Source organism: Psychrobacter sp. 16-MNA-CIBAN-0192 (assembly GCF_040309565.1).
GTDB lineage: Bacteria > Pseudomonadota > Gammaproteobacteria > Pseudomonadales > Moraxellaceae > Psychrobacter.
In genome coordinates this window covers 1-265 of sequence record NZ_JBEOOX010000330.1, presented here as the reverse complement: position 1 = coordinate 265, position 265 = coordinate 1, and the positions used below count along the sequence as shown (strand labels likewise).

1 protein-coding gene is annotated in these 265 nt (G+C 48.7%); it reads left to right on the top strand.

Annotated features, from left to right (window positions below; translation table 11 throughout):
* A partial coding sequence (locus AAEY78_RS13445; protein ID WP_352339818.1) for a dihydroxy-acid dehydratase domain-containing protein occupies nt 1-265 on the top strand: 265 nt, incomplete at both ends.

The window sequence follows — 265 nt, the reverse complement described above, 5'->3', positions numbered from 1 at the left end:
CAAGTGGAGCGCTCAGCATGTCCTACCTGTGGTTCGTGTTCAGGCATGTTTACTGCCAACTCTATGAACTGTTTACTTGAAGCCATTGGTTTAGCACTACCGGGTAACGGCACTACGCTAGCAACCCACAAGGACCGTAAACAGCTTTATGTTGAAGCGGGCGCACGCATTGTTGATTTGTGCCGCGAGTATTACCAAAAAGATAACCAAGAAGTACTGCCACGCGCGATTGCCAACAAAACAGCCTTTATGAACGCCATGGTAG